Here is a 21,438-nt window from a genome sequence, read left to right on the forward strand (position 1 = left end):
AAGCACGCGGGCTGGTGGCGGTCAGGCCAGCGCGACCGGCGCCGGCACGGCAGGGCGGTCGAACAGGCTGCCGTCGAGCAGTTGCGGCAACAGTTCGAGCGCGTCCTCGAAGCCGGTGATCGGCACGTAGGGAATGCCGGCGGCGCGGCAATGCTCAATCAGCCGGTGCTTGGCGAATACGAAGTCGACGTGGTCGGCGGCGCAGAAATCCGAGGCGCCGTCGCCGATCAGCAAGGTCTTCGCGCCCGTTTCGCGGGCCTGGGCCACGCAAGCGCACTTGCAGGTACCACTGCGGCAGCCGTCGGCCTGGAACGGCGAAGTCAACTGCCACTGTTTCGGTGGTGTGGCCGGCGCCAGGTGGTTCGCCGCCAGCGGCAGGTCGTCCAGGCCGTAGCGGGCGAGGATCCGGTGGATCGCATAATCGAGACCGTCGCTGACCACGCGGATCGGCACGCCCAGTTCGCGCGCCTTCGCCACGAAACCCGGAAACGCGTGGTCGATCCACATCTCGGCCAGGTGTGCGTCGAGTTCGGCGCGGCTCATCTGCAACAGGTCGACCTGCCCGGCCATGCACTCGCGCGAACCGATCCGGCCGGCGCGCCAGTCCTGTTCCAGCACTTCCCAGCCGGGACGACCGAAACGGTCGAGCAGCGAGTCGATCACGTCCTCGACGGAGATGGTGCCGTCGAAGTCGCACAGGATGGTCCAGCCGGAAACGGGCATCGTTGGCACACTCGCATGGATGATGCCGTGCAGCCTAGGAAAGCTGTCTTTCGGCGCCCTTTCCCCTTTCCGAACGGATGCTGAGCGCGCGCATCGCGTCGTCCACCGAAGCGCACCGGCAACCCGTATGCTGCCGCCCCATGCCGGATCGCCACTCCCATCTGCTGCGACTTCGCCTGCTGCTGGCAGCGTGCCTGCTGTGGCCGCTGGGTTGCATGGCGGCGACCGACTCCACCCTGTTTGCCGTCGGCGTCGGCATGCAGCGCATGCCCAGCTGGCCAGGCGCCAGGAGCCAGCACAGCGAGCCGGTACCGTACTTCGACATCGAACTGCCCGGCCACGGCAGTTTCTCCACGCTGGACGGACTGCAGGTCGACCTGATCCGCGGCAGTACCTGGCACGGCGGCATTCATGGCGATTACCAGTGGGGGCGTTCGCGCGACGATCTCGGCAGCCTGCGTGGCAAGATCGCGCCGCTGTCGCCACGGATCAACCTGGGCGGCTACCTGGAATGGCAGCTCACCCGGCAGGTCGACGTTGGCGCCACCCTCAGCCACGACATCAACGGTGCCGGCGCCTATCTTGGCCTGTATGCCGAATGGGATCTGCCGTCGCTGGGTCTGCTCCAGCAATCCTTCGAGCTGCGCTGGCAGGCAATGAACGCGCCGGCGATGAACCGCTTCTTCGGCATCGATCCGCAAGCCGCGCGTGCGCTGTCGGTGCAGGCATGGCAACCCGGCGCCGGCAGTCAGCTCGCCTCGCTGGAGTACGACCTGTTCATGCCCACCAGCCAGCACACCGGCGTGGCGCTGGCACTGGTCTACGGGCGCCTGCTCGGCGATGCCGCCGGCAGCCCGCTGGTCACCCGCTACGGCTCGCAGACGCAGTTGTCGGAATCGCTGGCGTTCGTCTACCACCTGTGAGGCCACACGCGATTTCGGCATACACCCGCTGCTGACAAGGGCTTCTGCCGGCGTTACGGCGTCACGGTGTTACGGCAAAACCCGGTGGATCTCAGCGGTCGTCGCGGGTCCAGATGGCGTCGTCTTCCTCGCGCACCGGGAAACTCGCGATCGGCTCGTACGCCGGCGGTTTCGTCACCGCGCCGGTGCGCAGGTCGAAGCGGGCGCCATGGCGGGGGCATTCCACCTCGAAGCCGAACACCTCGCCGCCGGCCAGGTCGCCGCCGTCGTGGGTGCAGGTGTCTTCCACCGCGTACAGCGCGCCGTCGATGTTGTACACCGCGATCGGCGTGTCGCCGTCCCACACCACCTTGTACTCGCCCGGCAGGAAATCGCTGCGGGTGCCGACCCGTACCCAGCCGGTCATGCCGTCACCTCGTCGAAGTCCTTGCGCAATACCTCGAAGCGCAGATCGTCGCGGCGCGGGATGCCGAAACGCTCGTCGCCGTACGGGAACGGCTGGTATTCACCGGTGCGCCGGTAACCACGGCGGCCATACCAGGCAATCAGCTCCTCGCGCTGCACGATCACCGTCATGCGCATCCCGCGGCAATGCCACTCCTCGCGCGCGATCCGTTCGGCCTCGGCCAGCACCTGCTTGCCCAGGCCGCTGCCCTGCTCGCCGGGATCGACCGCGAACATGCCGAAATAGCCGTTGTCGCCCTGGCGCTCGACATGGCAGCTGGCCATGAGCCGGCCATCGCATTCGGCCAACAGCACGCGGCTGTCGGGACGCTCGATCAACGCGCGTACGTCGTCCGCATCCGTGCGCTGGCCGTCCAGCAGGTGCGATTCGGTGGTCCAGCCGCGCAGGCCGGATTCGCCGCGATAGGCGGATTCGACCAGCGCCACGATGGCGTCGACATCGGCCGTGGTCGCCGCGCGGAAAACGGGAAGGGTCTGGGTGCTCATCGCCGCGATGATAGTGCGCCACCCGGCGCGCCCACCATGACCTGAAACAGGCGGACCGGGCATGACCTTCGACACTGGGCAGCTCACCGGACGCCTGCCTAGCCTGCGGGGATCGCAATTTATTGCGACATCCGCACCGACCGGACGCCTGCGTCCCCCGACCCGAAGGAAACCCTCCATGAAGCACCGTTGCATGAAGCCGCTGGCATTTGTCCTGGCGATGACGCTGGGCGGCAGCGCCTTGGCCGCCTCCACCACCGCTTTCGACGTAGCCGAACTGGACGGCTCGATCAATGCCTGCACCGACTTCAACGGCTTCGTCAACGCGAAATGGGTGGCCGCCAACCCGATCCCCGCCGACCGCACGCGCTGGGGGTCGTTCGACGCGCTGCGCGAGGGCAGCCTCAACGTGCAGCGCGAGATCGTCGAGAAGGCCGCGCGCGAAGCGGCCACCGCCGCACCGGGTTCGATCGAGCAGAAGATCGGCTATCTGTATGCCTCCGGCATGGACACGGCGGCCATCGACAAGGCCGGCTTCGACCCGATCAAGCCGCAGCTGGCGCGCATCGCCACGTTGAAGAACGGCGCCGATGTGGCCGCCTACATCCGTGACAGCTACGCCCGCGGCGAGCCGGTACTTTTCAGCTTCGGCGGCAACGCGAACTTCAAGGATTCCAACCAGGAGATCGCGTACGCCGGCCAAGGCGGGTTGGGGCTGCCGACCACCGACTACTACAGCAAGCCGGACTTCGCGAAGATCCGCACCGCCTACGTGGCACACATCGCCAAAATGCTCGAACTCACCGGCATCAGCCCCGCCGACGCGCAGAAGCAGGCGACAGCCGTACTGGCCTTCGAAACGCGCCTTGCCGCCGCCTCACTGCCGCGCGTGGAAATGCGCAAGCCGGAAAACCGCTACCACTTCGTCAGCATCGCCGAGGCTGACAAGGTCACGCCGGGCTTCGACTGGGCCGCGTTCTTCAAGGCGCAGGGCGCCGACGTGACGAAGGGCTTCTCGCTGTCACAGCCGAAGTTCTTCGCCGAAATGCAGAAGATGCTCGGTGATGTACCCGTCAGCACCTGGCAGGCCTATTTCCGCTACCACGCCATCTCGAATGCGGCGCCGTACCTGTCTGCGCCGTTCCAGCACGAAGACTTCGCGTTCGAACAGCAGACGCTCAACGGCCAGAAGGAAATGCAGCCACGCTGGAAGCGCGTGCTGGAAACCACCAACGGCAGCATGGGCATGGCACTCGGCCAGTTGTACGTGGTGGACAACTTCCCGGCCAGCTCGAAGCAGCGCGCCGAGGTGCTGGTGAAGAATCTGAGCGCCGCGTTCAGGACGCGCATCGAACAGCTGGAATGGATGAGCGACGCGACCAAGCAGAAGGCGCTGGAGAAATGGGCCACCTTCGTGCCGAAGATCGGCTACCCGGACAAGTGGCGCGACTGGAGCGGCCTCACTCTCGCGCCAGACAACTACTACGCCAACGTGCAGGCGGCGCGCCAGTTCAACTACGCATACCGCGTGGCCAAGATCGGCAAGCCGGTCGACCGCACCGAGTGGGGCATGACCCCACAGACGGTGAACGCCTACTACAGCGCGCAGAAGAACGAGATCGTGTTCCCGGCGGCGATCCTGCAGCCGCCGTTCTTCGACGCCAGCGCGGATGATGCGATCAACTACGGCGGCATCGGCGCGGTGATCGGTCACGAGATGGGGCACGGCTACGACGACCAGGGCAGCAAGTTCGACGCCAGCGGCAACAACGTCAACTGGTGGACCGACGCCGATCGCACGGCGTTCGAGGCGCGTACCGCGAAGCTCGGCGCGCAGTTCGACGGTTACGAGGCGCTGCCCGGCAAGCACGTCAACGGCCAGCTCACCATGGGCGAGAACATCGGCGACCTGGGCGGCCTGAACGCGGCGTACACCGCGTTGCAGATGGCGCTGTCGAAAAACCCGGCCGAAGCGAGCCGCAAGATCGACGGCTATACCCAGGACCAGCGCTTCTTCCTGAACTGGGCCCGCGTCTGGCGTGGCAGCATCCGTCCCGAAGCGCAGCTGACCCTGCTCAACACCGACCCGCACGCACCGGCAAAATTCCGCGCGATCGGTGCGCCGTCGAACATGCCGGAATTCGCCAGGGCGTTCCAGTGCAAAAGTGGTGACGCGATGGTGCGCGACGGCGCGAAGCAGGTGAAGATCTGGTAAGCCAGTGCACCTGAGTCACCCGAAGCCGCGGCCGCGAGGCCGCGGCTTTTTCATGCCTGCGGCATCACGCCGACGGCGACACCCGGCTTGCCTCGTAGATCTTCAGATGGGTGTAGACCACAGCCAGCAGCGAGCGCTCGTCACGCGACCGGTCGGCGCGCGCCAGCATGTCGCCAACCACATGATCGGCTTCGATCGGATGCCCGTGCTGCAGGTCGCGCAGCATAGAGGCGGTCAGCGTAGAACCGGCCTCGGTCAGCACGCTGCGAGCGCGTTGCAGGGTCTTCTCGCTGGGTGCGTGGCCGGACCGTTCCGCCACGGCGCGGCAGTCCTCCAGCAGGTCCAGCGCTGCGGCGGTGCCGCCGGGCGCAGCCACGATATCGCCGACCGAACCGCGCATCAGACAGGTGATCCCGGCCAGCGTGGCCAGGAAGATCCACTTGTCCCACATCTCCTGCAGGACTGTGCTGCTTGGACGCGCGTCGAAGCCCGCATCGGAAAGGGCCTGCGTGATCTGCTGCATGCGCCCGGACGCGCTGCCGTCGCGCTCGCCGAAGGTAAGGCTGTGCGAGGTGTTGAGGTGCCGCACGGTGCCATCTGCATCCAGTGTGGCGGCGATCACGCACTGCCCGCCAAGCACGTGCGGCGCACCGAAGCGCGCGTCCAGCAGGTCGAGCTGACGCATGCCGTTGAGCAGCGGCAGGATCGCGGTGTCGGGCCCCACCGCCGGCGCGATGTCGGCCATCGCCTGCTCCAGGCCATACGCCTTGCAGCTCAGCAGGATCAGGTCGTACGGCCCGCGCAGGCCGCTGGCCAGCACGGTGGGTGGCGACGACAGCTCGGCATCGCCGGTGGCGCTCCTGATCGACAGGCCGTGCTGCGCCAGTTGCGCCGCGCGCTTTTCGCGCACCAGGAACGTCACGTCGCGCCCGTGCTGCAGCAGCCGGCCGCCGAAGTAGCCACCAGTAGCGCCCGCACCCACGATCAGAATACGCATCTCACTCTCCAGTCGGTGCGGCATCCGCCGCCGTCAGCATGCGCGTGGCCCGGGCGTCCTTCTCGCTCCACAGCGCATTCACCCACAGCTTGACGCGCCCGCGGAACGCCGCGTCGTCGTCGTAGCTGCCTACCAGGGTGGCGTCGATCGGCAGCTCGCGCACGTGCACGCGGATGTCGTGCACGCGGCCGGCGATCAGGTCCATCATCGTGCCACGGCCTTCCGGGTAGACGATGGTGACGTCGAGGACTGCATGCAACGCGTCGCCCATCGCGTCCAGCACGAACGCCAGCCCGCCGGCCTTCGGCCGCAGCAGGTGCCGGTACGGCGAGGACTGCGCGTCGTGCTTGGCCGGCGTGAAGCGGGTGCCTTCGACGAAATTCATCACCGACACCGGCATATGCCGGAACTTCGCGCAGGCACGGCGAGTGGCCTCCCGGTCCTTGCCCTGCAGCTCGGGATGGCGCAGCAGGGTTTCCCTCGAATAGCGCTTCATGAACGGGAAATCCAGCGCCCACCATGCCGGCCCCAGCAGCGGCACCCAGATCAGCTGGCTCTTGAGGAAGAAACGCAGGAACGGGATGCGCCGGTTGAACACCTTCTGCAATACCGGGATGTCCACCCAGCTCTGGTGGTTGCACAGCACCAAGTAGTTGCCGTCGCGGCGCAGGCCGGCCAGCCCCTCGACCTGCCAGCGGATGCGGGTGAACAGGCCGAACAGGAAGTTGTTGACCCCGATCCAGCTCTCCGCGATCGCCACCAGCGCGCGCGAACAGGCCTGCCGGATCGCGTGCAGCGGCACGATCATCTTGACCAGGGCGAGCGCGAACAGCGGCAGCACGTGCAGCAGGATGTTGATGGCGAGCAGCAGCATGGCCAGCAGGATGCGGATCGGGCCGGGGAGCTTGGCAAGCATGGGGTCGGTCGTGGCGGGTGGGACGGGAAGCATAATGCCGACGGCAGCGACAGACCATGCGGCCGGCGCTGCTTCACATCAGCAGCTTGCGCACCTTGAGCAGTGCCACCACGAACGCGTCGATCTCCTCGCGCGTGTTGTAGAACGCCAGCGAGGCGCGCAGCGTGGCCGGCACACCGTAGAACTGCATCAGCGGGTGCGCGCAGTGGTGGCCGGAGCGCACGGCGACGCCCTGCAGGTCGAGCAGGGTGGCCATGTCGGTGGCCTGGGCGCCTTCCAGCAGGAACGAGATCACCGGCTCCTTCTGCGCCGCCTCGCCGATGATGCGCAGGCCGGGAATCTCGCGCAGCCTTTCGGTGGCATAGGCCAGCAGGTTCTGCTCCCACGCATGGATCGCCGCGAAACCGATCGACTCGTAGTAGTCGATCGCTGCCGATAGTCCAACGAAGCCGGCGATGTTCGGCGTGCCGGCCTCGAACTTGTGCGGTGGCGCGGCGAAGGTGGTGCCGCTGAAGCACACCTCGCGGATCATCTCGCCACCGCCGAAGAACGGCGGCATCGCCTCCAGGTGTTCGCGCTTCGCCCACAGCACGCCAGTGCCTGTGGGGCCCAGCATCTTGTGCCCGGTGAGCGCGTAGAAATCGCAGCCCAGCGCCTGCACGTCGACCGGCCGGTGCGGCACCGCCTGCGAGCCGTCGACCAGCAGCGGAATGCCGCGCTTTTTGCATTCGCGCGCGATCTCGCGCACCGGGTTGACCGTGCCCAGCACGTTGGAGACGTGGGTGACGCAGGCCAGCTTCACCTCCGGCGTCAGCATGGCGACGTACTTCTCCACGATCAGCTCGCCGCGCTCGTCGATCGGCGCGGCCTTGGCCGAGGCGCCGCTGCGCGCGGCCACCAGCTGCCACGGCACGATGTTGGCGTGGTGTTCCATCACCGTGGTGAGGATGCTGTCGCCGGGCTTCAGCTGCGGCAGTGCGTAACTGTAGGCGACCAGGTTGATCGACTGGGTGGTGCCGGAAGTGAGGATCACCTCGTTGCGTGACGGCGCGTTGATGAAGCGAGCCAGCTTGTCGCGCGCGCCCTCGTAGGCGGTGGTGGCTTCCTCGCCCAGCTGATGCACCGCCCGCGCCACGTTCGCGTTGTGTTCGCGGTAGTGGTTATCCACCGCCTCGATCACCGACAGCGGCTTCTGGCTGGTGTTGGCGTTGTCGAAGTACACCAGCGGCTTGTCGTGTACCGTGCGCGCCAGCAGCGGGAAATCCGCGCGGATGCGCTGGACGTCGAAGACGGTGGGCGTGCTGGCTTGTGATGAAGTCATCTTCGACATTTCCAAGGGTGGCCCCTCCCCTGTGGACAGGGGAGGGTCGGGGTGGGGTCTGCTCTTGATCTTCAAGTCAAAAGCCTTACCCCCTCCCAACCTCCCCCTGCGCAGCAGGGGGAGGAGACAAGGGCATCAGGCGGGCAACTGCGCGATCAGCAACACCGACAGATGCTCGCGCAGCGCCTGGTTCGGCAGATCGTCCAGCACCGCGCGGCAGAACGCGGCGGTCAGCAGCGCGCGCGCCTCGGCCAGCGGGATGCCGCGCGAACGCAGGTAGAACAGCGAGCGCTCGTCGAGTTGGCCCACGGTGGCGCCGTGCGCGGCCTTCACCTCATCGGCGTAGATCTCCAGTTCCGGCTTGGTGTCGATCTCGGCGCTCGGCGACAGCAGCAGGTTCTTGTTGCTGAGGCTGGCATCGCTGCCGTCGGCGCCGGGGGCCACCACGATCGCGCCGCGGAATACCCCGCGCGCGCGGTCGTTGGCAACGCCGCGCCAGGTGGAGGTGGAGGCGGTGTCCAGCGCCTGGTGGCGGATCGCCAGCTGGGTGTCGATGTGCTGGCGGCCGTGCGGCATGAACGCGCCGCGGGTATGCAGCTGCGCTCCGTCGCCGACCAGTTCGGCCTGCAGGTCGTGCCGCACCAGTGCGCCGCCCAGTTCCAGCACATGCAGCCGTGCTTCGGCGCGCGCATGCAGGCGCAGGCCGCTGCGGCGGATCAGGTTGGTGCCGGCTGCGGCGTTCTGCAGCACGACGTGATGAAGCTGTGCGCCTTCGTGCAATTCGATGTCGCTGACCAGGGTGGTCAACTGGGCCTGCTCACTGTTGCCCACGTAATGCTCGACCAGGCTCAGCGAGGCGCCCTCGCCCAGCTCGATCACGTTGCGCGCATGCCAGGCCAGTTCGGCTTCTGCGGCGGCACCGACGAAGACCAGGTGCACCGGCGCGCTGATCTTCGCGTGGGCAGCAACTCGCAGCACCACGCCATCGCCGGCGTTGGCGGCGTTGATCCGCACGAACGCGTCGCCAGCCTCGCGGACGTGCCCGACCAGAGCCGGCCGCGCCAGCGCGAAGCGCAGCGGCTCCGCATCGCCGCGCAGCGCCTGCGACAACGGCTGCAGCGAAAGCCCGTCGGGCAGCGCATCGAGCGCCGACAGGTCGGCACGGAACACTCCGTTGACGAAGACCAGCCGCGGCCCGTCGACGCCGGGCAACGCGAACGTCGCCGCATCGACGACGCGCGTCGCGGCGGCCACATCGCCACCGGCGAAGCGGCGCTGGCCGAGTCCGCGCAATGCGGTGTACTTCCACGCCTCGACCCGCGCATCAGGCAAGCCGCTGGCGGCGAACGCGGCGCGGTTGTCGCGGCGCGCCTCATCCAGCCAGGCGATGCCGCTGGCCGGCAGTGGCGCGTCTAGCAGTGAGGCGACCAGCGGCGTGGAAGCCGACGGGTTCATGCCGCCGCCCCCGCGCCAAGCCCGGCATAGCCGTGCTGTTCCAGTTTCAGCGCCAGCGACTTGTCACCGCTCTCCACGATGCGGCCATTCGCCAACACGTGCACGAAATCCGGCACCACGTAGTCGAGCAGGCGCTGGTAGTGGGTGATCATCAGGAACGCGCGATCGGGCGAGCGCAGCGTGTTGACACCCTGCGCGACCTGCTTCAGCGCATCGATGTCCAGGCCCGAATCGGTCTCGTCGAGGATCGCCAGCTGTGGCTCCAGCACCGCCATCTGGAAGATCTCGTTGCGCTTCTTCTCGCCGCCGGAGAAACCCTCGTTGACCGCGCGGTGCAGCAGCTCGTCGGAGATCTGCATCACCTTCAGCTTCTCGCGCACCAGCTTGAGGAACTGCATGGAATCCAGCTCCTTCTCGCCGCGCTGCTTGCGCTGCGCATTCAGTGCGGCGCGCAGGAAGTAGGTGTTGTTGACGCCGGGAATCTCCACCGGGTACTGGAACGCCAGGAACACGCCGGCAGCAGCACGCGCTTCCGGCGCCAGCGCGAGCAGGTCGATGCCGTTGTAGGTCACGCTGCCGGCGGTCACCTCGTAACCGTCGCGGCCGGACAGCACGTTGCCCAGCGTCGACTTGCCGGCGCCGTTCGGCCCCATGATCGCGTGCACCTCGCCCGCGTTCACGCTGAGGCTGAGCCCCTTGAGGATTTCCTTGCCCTCGACGCGGGCATGCAGGTTTTCGATTTTGAGCATGGCTCTTTATGCCTTCGCAGCTTTTACTGTCGTCATTCCCGCGCAAGCGGGAATCCAATGTCGGAGTGCCGCAAGAGCGTCAATGGATTCCCGCTTGCGCGGGAATGACGGCCTTGAGGGGAAATCGCAATCGATCAACCCACCGCGCCTTCGAGGCTTACCTCAAGCAGTTTCTTCGCCTCCACCGCGAACTCCATCGGCAGTTCGCGGAAGACCTGCTTGCAGAAGCCGTCGACGATCATCGACACGGCGTCTTCCTCGGCGATGCCGCGGCTGCGGCAGTAGAACATCTGCTCGTCGGAGATCTTCGAGGTGGTCGCCTCGTGCTCGACGATGGCGGTGGGGTTCTTCACTTCCATGTACGGGAAGGTGTGCGCGCCGCACTGCTTGCCGATCAGCAGGCTGTCGCACTGGGTGTAGTTGCGCGCGCCCTCGGCGCCCTTCTCCATCTTCACCAGGCCGCGGTAGCTGTTGGAACTCTTGCCGGCGCTGATGCCCTTGGAGACGATCTTCGACTTGGTGTGCTTGCCGAGGTGGATCATCTTGGTGCCGGTATCGGCCTGCTGGAAGTGGTGGGTCAACGCCACCGAGTAGAACTCGCCCACCGAGCGGTCGCCGCGCAGCACCACGGAAGGGTACTTCCAGGTGATCGCCGAGCCGGTTTCCACCTGGGTCCAGCAGATCTTCGAATCGTCGCCGCGGCAGTCGCCGCGCTTGGTCACGAAGTTGTAGATGCCGCCCACGCCGTTCTCGTCGCCGGGGTACCAGTTCTGCACGGTGGAGTACTTGATCTGCGCCCCTTCCAGTGCCACCAGCTCGACCACCGCCGCGTGCAGCTGGTTCTCGTCGCGCTTGGGCGCCGTGCAGCCTTCGAGGTAGGAGACGTGGGCGCCTTCCTCGGCCACGATCAGGGTGCGCTCGAACTGGCCGGTGTTCTGCGCGTTGATGCGGAAATAGGTGGAAAGCTCCATCGGGCAGCGCACGCCCTTGGGGATGAACACGAAGCTGCCGTCGGAGAACACCGCCGAGTTCAGCGCGGCGAAGAAGTTGTCGCCGGTGGGGACGACGCTGCCCAGGTACTTCTGCACGATCTCGGGATATTCGCGGATCGCCTCGCTCATCGAGCAGAACAGCACGCCGGCCTCGGCCAGCTGTTTGCGGAAGGTGGTGCCGACCGAGACCGAGTCGAATACCGCGTCCACCGCCACGCCGGCCAGCGCGGCGCGCTCGTGCAGCGGCACGCCGAGCTTCTCGTAGGTTTCCAGCAACGCCGGATCGACCTCGTCCAGCGATTTTGGCTGCTTCTTCGGCGCGGCGTAGTAGCTGATCGCTTGGTAGTCGATCGGATCGATGTTGAGCTTGGCCCAGTCCGGCTTGGGCATGGTCAGCCAGTGGCGGTAGGCCTCAAGCCGCCACTCGGTCATCCACTCCGGCTCGCGCTTGACCGCGGACAGCGCGCGGATGGTGCCTTCGTCCAGGCCCGGCGGCAGGCCGGTCATCTCGATCTCGGTGACGAAGCCGGCGCTATAGCTGCGGGCAAGGACCTCGGCCACGCCCGCGTTGTCGCGCAACGTGGCAGCGGTGCTGCTCTGATTGTTCATGATCTCGTTCATTCGGTGGTGATCCGGCGGGCTTTCGTCGGCATCGCGATCTCGCCCAGCGGTACGGCGGCTACCCTGCGCGATGGCCGCGGCGGCTGCGGCTTGAGCATGTCGGCCAGGCTGACCGCACGCAGCGCGTGGTCCAGCACGTTGTTGATCAGTTGCCAGCTGCCGCGCACGCCGCACTGCGACTCGCGGTCGCACTGCCCTTCGGCGACGCTGCATTCGGTCATGCCGATCGGACCTTCGATGGCTTCGACAATCTCGGCCAGCGAGATCTCGCCGGCCGGCCGGGCCAGCCGGTAGCCGCCGTTGACGCCGCGGAACGACTCGACCAGTGCGGCGTGACCGAGCGCCTTCAGCAGCTTGCTGACCGTGGGCAGTTCCAGCCGCGCTTCATCGGCGATCTGCACCGCGCTGAGCACCTCGGCCGGGTGCGCGGCGATGCAGGTCATCACCACGGTGGCGTAATCGGTGAGTCGGCTGACGCGGAGCATGGGCTCGGGCTGGGTCGCTTGAATCGGGACTAAAATGGTACTGATTCGATGCCGCGCGGTCAATGCCACGCTGCTCAACGCCTCGTCACGACGCCGGCGGATCGCTAAGCTGGCGCCATTCCGTTGCCCATGGTTGCCATGACCCCGATTCCCGACCGCGCCGTCGCCCGCCTCGCCTGGACCCGCCATGTGCTGGACGACGCCAGCCTGACCCTGGCATCCGCCTCGGCCGACGCCAGTTTCCGCAGCTACTGGCGCACCAGGCGCGGCGGACAAAGCTGGATCGTGATGGATTCGCCGCCGGAGCGCGAAGACCCGCGGCCGTGGCTGGCGATCGGCGCGCGGCTGGCCGCTGCCGGACTGCACGTGCCGGCCGTGCAGGCGCACGACCTGCAGCAGGGCTTCCTGCTGATCGAGGATCTCGGCTCACGGCTGTATCTGGCCGAATTGAACGACGCGAACGCGGACAGGCTCTACGGCGACGCGATGGATGCGCTGCTGGCGATGCAGACGCGCGTGGCCAGCGACGACCTGCCGCCGTTCGACCACGCCGTGCTGGTCGGCGGGCTGGAAGTGATGCCCGAATGGTTCCTGACGCGCCACCTCGGCCACCCGCCGAGCTGCGGGGAATGGGACGTGCTGGAAGCCGCATTCGACGTGATCGTGCGCAACGCGCTGGCGCAGCCGCGCTGTTTCGTGCACCGCGATTTCCACAGCCGCAACTTGCTGGTGGTCGGCGAGAACAACCCGGGGATCATTGACTTCCAGGGCGCGCTGCACGGCCCGCTCACCTACGACCTCGCCTCGCTGCTGCGCGACGCCTACATCGCGTGGCCGCGCGAACGCGTCGAAGGCTGGGTGGAGTCCTATCGGCGGCGCCTGCTGGGCGCCGGCGTGATCGACGCCAGCGTGGATACCGCGCGCTTCCTGCGCTGGTTCGACCTCACCGGCCTGCACCGCCACGTGCGCGTGCTGGGCCAGTTCTACCGGCTGTGGTACCGCGACGGCAAGCCGGGCTACCTCAAGGACGTGCCGCAGGTGTACCGCTACGTGATCGAGGTGGCGGGCCGTTACCCCGAGCTGGCCAACTTCGCCGCGTTGCTGGAACGGCATGCGGCCGGCCGCGACCTCACGCAGGTGGCGGCGTGAGGCACGCGCTGATCTTCGCCGCCGGCCTCGGTGAACGCATGCGTCCGCTGACCGACCGCACGCCCAAGCCGCTGCTGCCGGTGGCCGGCAAGCCACTGATCGTGTGGCACCTGGAAAAACTCGCCGCAGCCGGCGTGCATTACGTGGTGATCAACACCTCGCACCTGGCCGAGCAGTTCCCTGCCGCGCTGAGCGACGGCTCGCGCTGGGGCCTGCGTATCCGCTATGCGTACGAAGGCCCGACGCCACTGGAAACCGGCGGCGGCATGCTGAATGCGCTGCCGCTGCTCGGTCATGAACCCTTCCTCGTGGTGAGCGGCGACGTGTGGTGCGACGTGGATTTCAGCGTGCTGCCCGCCGAGCCGCGGGGCCTCGTGCACCTGCTGATGGTGGACAACCCCGCGCATCACCCTCGCGGCGATTTCCGGCTGGACACCGAGGGCCGCCTGCACGACGACGGCGAACCCCGGCTCACCTACAGCGGCATCGGCGTGTTCCGCCGCGAATTGCTGGACGGCTGGCGCGAGGCCGTCGGCGCTGCGCCGGGCGCCGAGGCGAAACCGCCGCGCTTCAAGCTGCGTCCGCTGCTGGAGACGGCGATGGCAAGCGGCAGGATCGATGGCTCGCAGCATCGTGGCGCATGGACCGATGTCGGTACGCCGCAGCGGCTGGCCGAACTGGAATCCGCACTGCGCGGGTAACGTGCGAACGGTCGGGACAGCAAAACGGCCCGGTGGGGACCGGGCCGTTTTTCGTTTCGTGGAGCTACTCCTCTGCCCTTCGGGCATCTCCCCTGCGAGCAGGGGAGAGAACAGCAGCATCACCCGCCTTGCGGGCGATGCTTGCTCAGGGTCGCCGCGCCAGCTCCGGGTTTTCCTTGGTGACCGGCATCAGGTCCTTCTTCGACACGCCCAGCCACAGCAGGATCGGGCTGGCCACGAAGATCGAGGACAAGGTGCCGACCACGATGCCGATCAGCATGGTGACGGCGAAGCCGTGCACTGCGGTGCCGCCGTAGAAGTACAGCGCGCCCATGGTGATGCCGGTGAACAGCGAGGTGATGATGGTCCGCGACAGGGTGTTGTTGATCGAGCGGTTGAGGATCTCTTCCGGCTCGGCCTTGCGCGCCAGCCGGAACAACTCGCGGATGCGGTCGAACACCACCACCTTGTCGTTGATCGAGTAACCGATCACCGCCAGCACCGAAGCCAGCACGGTCATGTCGAACTCGCGCTGCACCAACGCCAGGATGCCGAGCGTCACCAGCGTGTCATGGATTTCGGTGGCCACCGCGGCGATCGCGAAGCGGCGCTCGAAGCGGATCCACAGGTAGGCCATGATGCCCAGGATCACGAACACCGCCGCCACGGTACCGTCGCTGCGCAACTCCTGGCCCACCTGGGCGCTGACGTAGTCGCGGCTCTTCAGCTTTGCGTCTGGACGGGACACATGCAGCACCTTGATGACGTCGGCGGCGATGCGGTCGAGATTGAACTTGCCGGCCGCATCGACGGCACCGGGGTCGTCCTTCGGCTGCAGCCGGATCGACACTTCGCGGGTGCCACCCAGGCTCTGCACCATCGCGTTGTGGATGCCGCCCTTCTCCAGCGCGCCGCGCACCTCGGAGATCTCCACCGACTGGCCGTAGTCGACCACCATCGACACGCCGCCGGTGAAGTCCAGTCCGTAGTTGAGGCCCTTGAATGCGATCAGCCCGATCGAGGCGACCATCAGGAAGATGGCGATGGCAATGGTGTACTTGCGCATCCCCAGGAAGTGGATGTTGCTGTCGTGATTGAAAATTTCCATGGGGGTTCCTTAGACCGACAGCGTCTTGAGCTTGCGGTGGCCGTGGATCGCCGCGGTGAACGCATGGGTCAGCGTCACCGAGGTGAACAGCGAAGTCAGGATGCCGATCATCAGCGTCACGCCGAAGCCCTTGATCGCGCCGGTACCCATCGTGGTCAGCGCCAGCGCGGCGATCAGGTGGGTGACGTTGGCGTCCAGAATGGTCGACCAGGCCTTCTCGTAGCCGGCGCGGATCGAGGCGTGCGGACTGGAGCCGTTGCGCAGTTCCTCACGCACGCGTTCGCAGATCAGCACGTTCGCATCGATCGCCATGCCCAGGGTCAGCACGATACCGGCCACACCCGGCATGGTCAGGGTGACGCCGATCAGCGACATCACCGCCACCAGGATCACCAGGTTGAAGAACAGCGCGATGTCCGCGACCAGACCGAACAGCTTGTAATAGATCGCCGCCGCCAGCAGCACCAGCGCCAGGCCCAGCAGCACCGCCTTGAAGCCCTTGTCGATGTTGTCCTGGCCAAGGCTGGCGCCGATCACGCCTTCCTCGACGATGTCCATCGGCGCGGCCAGTGCGCCGCCCTTGAGCAGCAGGGCCAGGTCGGAGGCTTCCTTCGGGCTGCCCAGGCCGGTGGTCTGGAACTGCTTGCTGAAGGGGCTCTGGATGGTGGCGTCGTTGATCACCGTCTCGGTGACTTTCGGCACGCGCACCTCCTTGCCGTCGATCACCTTCGTCTCGTAGACCTGCTCCACGTACAGCACCGCCATCGGCTTGCCGACGTTGGCGTTGGTGAAGTCACCCATCTTCTTGGCGCCGGCCGCGTTCAGGGTGACGTCGACCTTCGGCGTGCCACTCTGCTGGTCGATGCCCGACGAGGCGTCCACCAGCTGGTTGCCGGTCACGATGATCTGCTTGCTCACCAGCACCGGCCGGTTGTCGCCGCGCATGTAGTACAGGTTCGCGTCCGGCGGGATGTTGCCGGTGCGCGCCGCTTCCACCGCGCGCGCGTCGCCGGGCTGGCCGATACCGGGGCGGTACTGCAGGGTGGCGACCGCGCCGATCAGCTTCTTCGCCTCAGTCGGGTCCTGCACGCCGGCCAGCTCGACCACGATGCGGCTGTCGCCCTGCTGCTGGATCAGCGGCTCGGACACACCCAGCGCGTTGATGCGGTTGCGCAGCGTGCCCAGGTTCTGCGTGATCGCGCTGCGTGACAGCTCGCGCAGCTTTTCCGGCTTGATCACCACGTTCAGCACGAAACGGTCGCCGGTGCTGGCGCCGCTCGCCACGTTGAGGTCGGTGTACTCGTTGGCGATCGCGTCAGCCGCGGTGGAGCGGTCGGCGTCCGAACGCAGGATCACCGCGATGCCCTGGCCACTCACCGCATTGCGGGTCACCGATTCGTACCGGATGTTCTTGTTGCGCAGCAGCGCGCGGATGTCATCCGCGTAGCTGTTTTCCTGCTTCTCTATCGCATCCTTCTGGTCGACCTGCATCAGGAAGTGCACGCCGCCCTGCAAGTCCAGGCCCAGCGGCATCGAGCGGGCGCCGATCGCACCCAGCCAGCCCGGCACGTTGGATTGCAGCTTGAACGCCACGGTGTAGCCGTCGCCCAGCGCCGCCTTGATCTCGTCGGCGCCGCTCTTCTGCACGTCGGAGTTGGCGAACGTGGCCAGCAGGTGGTCGCCTTCCACGAACACGTTGGTGACCGCGATCTTCTTCGCGGTCAGCGCCGCCTGCACCTTCTGCTGCACTGCCTGGTTGATCGGCGGCGCGTCGCGGTTGGCCGTGACCTGCACGGCCGGCACCGGCGGGAATGCATTGGGCAGCGCGTAGATGATGCCGAACAACATCACCAACGCGACCAGCGCGTACTTCCAGCGAGGAAAATCACTCATGATCGGGTCCTTTGCGATCGTCCATGACCGCGAACGTCAAGAAGCGGCCATCCATGACCGAAGTTTATTTTTACGATCGTCCATGATCGCGAACATCAAGAAGCGGCCATCCTTGGCCGCACTATTCGAAAAAGCTTCGCCCCTGGACATCCCAGGTCTCAGCCGGACTTCAGCGAGCCCTTGGGCAACACTTGCTGGACTGCGCCTTTCTGCACCTTGACCTTCACGCTGGCCGCGATCTCGACCGTGATGAAGGTCTCGCCCACCTCGTCCACGCGCCCGGCGATACCGCCGTTGGTGACCACTTCGTCGCCCTTGGCCAGCCCGGCGACCAGCGCGCGATGCTCCTTCTGCCGCTTCATCTGCGGGCGGATCATCATGAAATACATCAGGCCGAACAGCACCACCATCATGATGATCATGGACATGCCGCCACCCTGCGGCTGCGGAGCCGCGGCCTGGGCGATCACGGGAGAGATCGGAAGAATCATCTGTTTGTCTCGCAAGTTATGGCGCCGCCGGGGATTTCGGCTGAACGCCTGATAAAAGATTCTCGATTATGCCATGCACCCCCGGGCCGTGCACGGTGCCACTGGCACCGCCGCAGCCAGCCGGCTGATCACTACTGAGGGCGGCCAACGCCCGTTGCAAGGCCGCCCCGCGGGCCCGCGCCCCTAAGAAATCAGCGTGCCCTGGCGGCGGGCGTAGAACTCCGCCACAAAGGCTTCCAGGGTTTGACTGGCGATAGCCGCACGCAGGCCAGCCATCAGTCGCTGGTAGTAGCGCAGGTTGTGCATGGTGGCGAGCTGGCTGCCGAGGATCTCGTTGCAGCGGTCGAGGTGGCGCAGGTAGGCGCGGCTGAAACCGTGGCTGCAGGCGTAGCAGTCGCAGCCTTCCTCGATCACCGCGGTGTCGCTGGCGTATTTCGCGTTGCGGATGCGCAGCGTGCCCGCGGCGGTGAACAGGAAGCCGTTGCGCGCGTTGCGGGTAGGCATCACGCAGTCGAACATGTCGATGCCGCGGCGTACCGCTTCCACGATGTCCTCCGGCCGGCCCACGCCCATCAGGTAGCGCGGCCTGTCCGCCGGCAGCAACGGCACGGTGAAATCCAGCGCGTGGTTGCGCTCGGCCTCCGGCTCACCCACGGCGAGGCCGCCCACCGCATAGCCGTCGAAGCCGATGTCGATCAGGCCCGCGGCCGAGCGCCGGCGCAGATTCTCGTAGACGCTGCCCTGCACGATGCCGAACAGCGAATTGGGATTCTTCAGGTCATCGAAGGCCCGGCGCGAGCGCTCGGCCCAGCGCAGCGACAGTTCCATCGAATCGGCCGCCACCTTCTCGGTGGCCGGATACGGCGTGCACTCGTCGAAGATCATCGCGATGTCCGAATCCAGCGTCTTCTGGATCCGCATCGACACTTCCGGCGACAGGAACACCTTCGAGCCGTCCACCGGCGAGGCGAAGGTCACGCCCTCCTCGGTGATCTTGCGCTTGTGCGCCAGCGAGAACACCTGGAAGCCGCCCGAGTCGGTGAGGATGGGCTTGTCCCAGCCGATGAAGCGGTGCAGCCCGCCGAACTGCTCGACGACCTCCAGCCCCGGCCGCAGGAACAGGTGGAAGGTGTTGCCCAGGATGATCTCGGCGCCGGTGTCGGTGACGTCGCGCGGGGTCATCGCCTTGACCGAACCGTACGTGCCCACCGGCATGAACGCCGGCGTCTCCACCGTGCCGCGGGCAAACGTGAGGCGGCCGCGGCGGGCGGCGGCGTCGGTGGCTTGGAGGTCGAACTGGAGGGAAGTCATCCGGGCATTATCGCGGGTTCGACCGCTCCCCGCTCGGCAACCCGCCGATCAAAGGCCGTGCGGCAGGATCAGCATGGCATCGCCATACGAGAAGAAGCGGTAGCGCTGCTCCACGGCATGGCGGTAACTGTCCAGGATGAACTCGCGCCCGGCCAGCGCCGACACCAGCATCAGCAGGGTCGACTGCGGCAGGTGGAAGTTGGTGAGCAGGCCGTCGATGCTGCTGAAGCGGTAGCCGGGGAAGATGAAGATCTGCGTCTCGCCGGCGAACGGGTGCAGTTCGCCGTCCTTGCTGGCGCTTTCCAGCGCGCGCACCACGGTGGTGCCCACCGCGATCACGCGTCCGCCGTTCGCGCGGGTGCGGCGGATCTGCCCGATCAGGTGCGCGCCGACGTTGAGCCACTCGCGGTGCATGTGGTGGTCCTTCAGATCATCCACGCGCACCGGCTGGAAGGTGCCGGCGCCGACATGCAGGGTGACGTAGCCGAACTCGACGCCGCGCCCGCGCAGCCGGTCCAGGGTCGCCTCGTCGAAATGCAGGCCGGCGGTGGGCGCGGCGACGGCGCCGGGCTCGCGCGCGAACACGGTCTGGTAGCGCTCCATGTCACTGGCGTCGGCGTGCCGATCGATGTACGGCGGCAGCGGCATCTCGCCCAGCTTCAGCAGCAGCTTCTCCAGCGGCTCCGACGCCTCGAAACGCAGCCGGAAGAAACCCTCGTCGCGGCCCAGCACCAGCGCATGGCTGCCGTCGGCCAGCTCGATCCGTGCGCCTTCCTTCGGCTTCTTGCTCACCCCCAGCTGCACGGTGGCCTCGTGCGCGCCGGTGACCCGCTCGATCAAAATCTCCACCGCGCCGCCGGTGTCCTTGCGCCCGTACAACCGCGCCGGCAGCACGCGGGTGTCGTTGAACACCAGCAGGTCGCCGGGGCGCAGGAAGTCGGGCAGCTCGCGGAACAGGCGGTCCTGCCGCGACTGCGCCGCCACATCGAGCAGCAGCAAACGACTGGCCGAGCGCTCGGGCAACGGCGCCTGCGCAATCAGCTCGTGCGGCAGCTCAAAATCGAAATCGGACTTCTTCAAGGCAGGTGTGGCCGGCATCGGGAAACGGAGCATTATCCCGCAGCGGACGCGCCGGGGCACGCCTGCAAAAAAAACGCCGCTCCTCGCGGAGCGGCGCCCAGGCTCATCCCTTCACGCACAGCACCTGGCGCAGCGTGTGCACCACCTCGACCAGGTCGGTCTGCGCGGCCATCACCGCGTCGATCGACTTGTACGCCGCCGGCGACTCGTCGATCACCGCCGCGTCCTTGCGGCATTCGACGTGGGCGGTGGCCGCCCGATGCTGCGCCAGGGTGATCTGCTGGCGCGCCGCGGTACGGCTCATCACCCGGCCCGCGCCGTGGCTGCAGCTGCGGAAGCTGTCCGGACTGCCCTTGCCACGCACGATGTAGCTGCACGTGCCCATGCTGCCCGGGATGATGCCGAGCTCGCCGGCGCGGGCGCTCACCGCGCCCTTGCGGGTCACCAGCAGTTCCTCGCCACCGTGCGTCTCCTTCTGCACGTAGTTGTGGTGGCAGTTCACCGCCATCTGTTCCAGCTGGAACTTCGGCAGCCGGTGGCGCATCTCGGCCAGCACCCGCGCCATCATCGCCTCGCGGTTGGCCCGGGCGTAATCCTGTGCCCAGGACACCGCTTCGACGTAGTCGTCGAACAGCGGTTCACCTTCCATGAAGAACGCGAGGTCCTTGTCCGGCAGGTCGAAGCCCAGCACGCGCTGCGCCAGCTCTTCGCGCGCCCGCTGGATGAAGTAGCTGCCGATCAGGTTGCCGGTGCCGCGCGAACCGGAGTGCAGCATCACCCACACCGCGCCCGATTCGTCGAGGCAGACCTCGATGAAGTGGTTGCCGCCGCCGAGCGTGCCGAGCTGCCGGTCGACCTTGTCGGTGCGGATCTTGCGGTGCTTCGCCTTGATCGCCTCCAGCCGCTCGGCCAGCCGGGATTCGACCAGCATCGTGTGAATGCTGTCCGACGGCTTGCCATGTTCGCCGCCGCGGCCGTTGCCGACCGGTACGCCGCGCTCGATGCTGGAACGCAGCTGGGCCAGGTTGTCCGGCAAGTCGCTGGCACGCAGCGTGGTCCGCACCGCGGCCATGCCGCAGCCGATGTCCACGCCGACCGCGGCCGGGATGATCGCGCCCCGGGTCGGCACCACCGAACCCACGGTGGCGCCCTTGCCCAGATGCACGTCCGGCATCACCGCGACCCACGGGCCGACGAACGGCAGCGTGGCGATGTTGCGCAGTTGCTGCTTCGCCGAATCTTCCAGCGACACGCCATGCACCCAGCCCTTGATCGGCGTGGCGCTGCCTTCGGCATGCAGCAGTTCGTACTGTTGGTTGCTCATCACATCTTTCCTTGAATGGATCGTGGCGAGCGC

At 66.9% G+C, this 21,438-nt stretch carries 20 protein-coding genes; 4 read left to right on the forward strand and 16 right to left on the reverse strand.

Annotated elements, in window-relative coordinates:
* Positions 1-21 precede the first annotated feature (21 nt).
* Positions 22-723, reverse strand: coding sequence for an MtnX-like HAD-IB family phosphatase (locus IMW82_RS05895; protein ID WP_108472429.1), 702 nt, complete (start codon positions 721-723; stop codon positions 22-24).
* A gap of 140 nt (positions 724-863) precedes the next feature.
* Here IMW82_RS05895 and IMW82_RS05900 point away from each other — a divergent pair, with 140 nt between their 5' ends.
* Positions 864-1,646, forward strand: a complete 783-nt coding sequence (locus IMW82_RS05900; protein ID WP_108472634.1) for a MipA/OmpV family protein — start codon at positions 864-866, stop codon at positions 1,644-1,646.
* A gap of 91 nt (positions 1,647-1,737) precedes the next feature.
* Here IMW82_RS05900 and IMW82_RS05905 read toward each other — a convergent pair whose 3' ends face one another.
* Both IMW82_RS05905 and IMW82_RS05910 read right to left on the reverse strand, forming a co-directional pair.
* The gene (locus IMW82_RS05905) at positions 1,738-2,052 is read right to left on the reverse strand and encodes a non-heme iron oxygenase ferredoxin subunit (RefSeq protein WP_108472428.1); all 315 of its coding nucleotides are present in this window, start codon (positions 2,050-2,052) and stop codon (positions 1,738-1,740) included.
* The gene (locus tag IMW82_RS05910) at positions 2,049-2,597 is read right to left on the reverse strand and encodes a GNAT family N-acetyltransferase (protein ID WP_108472427.1); all 549 of its coding nucleotides are present in this window, start codon (positions 2,595-2,597) and stop codon (positions 2,049-2,051) included. The genes IMW82_RS05905 and IMW82_RS05910 overlap by 4 nt, the downstream gene beginning before the upstream one ends.
* 178 nt (positions 2,598-2,775) lie before the next feature.
* On the opposite strand from IMW82_RS05910, the gene IMW82_RS05915 reads away from it, so the two are divergent.
* Entirely contained in the window at positions 2,776-4,812 is a 2,037-nt protein-coding gene (locus IMW82_RS05915; RefSeq protein WP_108472426.1) for a M13 family metallopeptidase, read from the forward strand.
* 64 nt (positions 4,813-4,876) lie between these two features.
* Here IMW82_RS05915 and panE read toward each other — a convergent pair whose 3' ends face one another.
* The 7 genes from panE to IMW82_RS05950 form a co-directional block, all read right to left on the reverse strand.
* Positions 4,877-5,809, reverse strand: coding sequence for a 2-dehydropantoate 2-reductase (panE, locus tag IMW82_RS05920; protein WP_108472425.1), 933 nt, complete (start codon positions 5,807-5,809; stop codon positions 4,877-4,879).
* A 1-nt stretch (position 5,810) separates the two neighbouring features.
* Entirely contained in the window at positions 5,811-6,725 is a 915-nt protein-coding gene (locus IMW82_RS05925) for an acyltransferase (RefSeq protein WP_108472424.1), read from the reverse strand.
* A 73-nt stretch (positions 6,726-6,798) separates the two neighbouring features.
* Positions 6,799-8,046, reverse strand: a complete 1,248-nt coding sequence (locus IMW82_RS05930; protein ID WP_108472633.1) for a cysteine desulfurase — start codon at positions 8,044-8,046, stop codon at positions 6,799-6,801.
* Positions 8,047-8,181: 135 nt separating this feature from the next.
* Complete coding sequence (gene sufD, locus IMW82_RS05935; protein ID WP_108472423.1) at positions 8,182-9,501, reverse strand: Fe-S cluster assembly protein SufD; 1,320 nt, start codon at positions 9,499-9,501, stop codon at positions 8,182-8,184.
* Positions 9,498-10,250, reverse strand: coding sequence for a Fe-S cluster assembly ATPase SufC (sufC, locus tag IMW82_RS05940; protein WP_108472422.1), 753 nt, complete (start codon positions 10,248-10,250; stop codon positions 9,498-9,500). Before sufC ends, sufD begins: the two co-directional genes overlap by 4 nt.
* A gap of 134 nt (positions 10,251-10,384) precedes the next feature.
* Positions 10,385-11,851, reverse strand: coding sequence for a Fe-S cluster assembly protein SufB (gene sufB / locus IMW82_RS05945; protein WP_199909861.1), 1,467 nt, complete (start codon positions 11,849-11,851; stop codon positions 10,385-10,387).
* A gap of 8 nt (positions 11,852-11,859) precedes the next feature.
* On the reverse strand, positions 11,860-12,348 hold the full coding sequence (locus IMW82_RS05950) for an SUF system Fe-S cluster assembly regulator (RefSeq protein WP_108472420.1): 489 nt from the start codon (positions 12,346-12,348) through the stop codon (positions 11,860-11,862).
* A 138-nt stretch (positions 12,349-12,486) separates the two neighbouring features.
* On the opposite strand from IMW82_RS05950, the gene IMW82_RS05955 reads away from it, so the two are divergent.
* Entirely contained in the window at positions 12,487-13,497 is a 1,011-nt protein-coding gene (locus tag IMW82_RS05955; RefSeq protein ID WP_108472419.1) for a phosphotransferase, read from the forward strand.
* Positions 13,494-14,198, forward strand: coding sequence for an N-acetylmuramate alpha-1-phosphate uridylyltransferase MurU (gene murU, locus IMW82_RS05960; RefSeq protein ID WP_108472418.1), 705 nt, complete (start codon positions 13,494-13,496; stop codon positions 14,196-14,198). Before IMW82_RS05955 ends, murU begins: the two co-directional genes overlap by 4 nt.
* A 145-nt stretch (positions 14,199-14,343) precedes the next feature.
* On the opposite strand, the gene secF is transcribed toward murU, so the two are convergent.
* The 6 genes from secF to IMW82_RS05990 form a co-directional block, all read right to left on the reverse strand.
* Entirely contained in the window at positions 14,344-15,306 is a 963-nt protein-coding gene (secF, locus tag IMW82_RS05965; RefSeq protein WP_108472417.1) for a protein translocase subunit SecF, read from the reverse strand.
* A gap of 9 nt (positions 15,307-15,315) precedes the next feature.
* Entirely contained in the window at positions 15,316-17,199 is a 1,884-nt protein-coding gene (gene secD / locus IMW82_RS05970) for a protein translocase subunit SecD (protein ID WP_108472416.1), read from the reverse strand.
* Positions 17,200-17,357: 158 nt separating this feature from the next.
* Positions 17,358-17,690, reverse strand: a complete 333-nt coding sequence (gene yajC, locus IMW82_RS05975; protein WP_108472415.1) for a preprotein translocase subunit YajC — start codon at positions 17,688-17,690, stop codon at positions 17,358-17,360.
* A 183-nt stretch (positions 17,691-17,873) separates the two neighbouring features.
* Positions 17,874-19,001, reverse strand: a complete 1,128-nt coding sequence (tgt, locus tag IMW82_RS05980; protein ID WP_108472414.1) for a tRNA guanosine(34) transglycosylase Tgt — start codon at positions 18,999-19,001, stop codon at positions 17,874-17,876.
* A 48-nt stretch (positions 19,002-19,049) separates the two neighbouring features.
* Complete coding sequence (gene queA / locus IMW82_RS05985; protein ID WP_108472413.1) at positions 19,050-20,081, reverse strand: tRNA preQ1(34) S-adenosylmethionine ribosyltransferase-isomerase QueA; 1,032 nt, start codon at positions 20,079-20,081, stop codon at positions 19,050-19,052.
* 103 nt (positions 20,082-20,184) lie between these two features.
* Positions 20,185-21,408, reverse strand: coding sequence for an RtcB family protein (locus IMW82_RS05990; protein ID WP_199909860.1), 1,224 nt, complete (start codon positions 21,406-21,408; stop codon positions 20,185-20,187).
* Between the last annotated feature and the right edge of the window lie 30 nt (positions 21,409-21,438).

The organism is Rhodanobacter sp. B2A1Ga4, assembly GCF_018101315.1.
Lineage (GTDB): Bacteria > Pseudomonadota > Gammaproteobacteria > Xanthomonadales > Rhodanobacteraceae > Rhodanobacter > Rhodanobacter thiooxydans_A.